This window comes from Bartonella capreoli (genome assembly GCF_902813205.1).
In the GTDB taxonomy this organism is placed as follows: domain Bacteria; phylum Pseudomonadota; class Alphaproteobacteria; order Rhizobiales; family Rhizobiaceae; genus Bartonella; species Bartonella schoenbuchensis.
This window is the reverse complement of the sequence record NZ_CADDZX010000368.1, coordinates 1-392: the sequence shown is the minus strand read 5'-3', so window position 1 is coordinate 392 and position 392 is coordinate 1. Positions and strand designations below refer to the sequence as shown.

Annotated in this window: 1 pseudogene; it reads right to left on the bottom strand. The window is 38.5% G+C overall.

The window, feature by feature from the left end:
- Positions 1 to 392, bottom strand: a pseudogene (locus J7R05_RS08835) (ATP-dependent DNA helicase); the annotation flags it as partial.

Genomic DNA, 392 nt, shown 5'->3' with positions numbered 1-392 from the left:
CATAATATTAACTGCATCCATATTTTCGTTATGCTCAACATCCATAACTAATGAAACATGTTCTAAAAAACTGTGAAGTTTTTCAAATTTTTCCATAGAACGAATCATTTCTTTAAGGTTTTCTAAGCGTGTCGGTGCTTCTGGCGAACGTTCTTCTTGCCACATTTCCATGTAGCCTGAATCATTAAGGATCATTTCTGTAAGCTCTGTCAGCGGTGTGCGTGGTGATAGGTTTTGCCAGCGATGAAAGTCTTCATTAATGTTGCGTAAAGCCTTTCGTGCTTTAGGTTTTAGTTCATCTGTTTCGATTATTTCAATAGCAGCAGTAAAGAGAGGAATAGCGCGTGCACGTGCATTATTATGAAGGTGGCGTATTGTTGTCTCTCCTAATC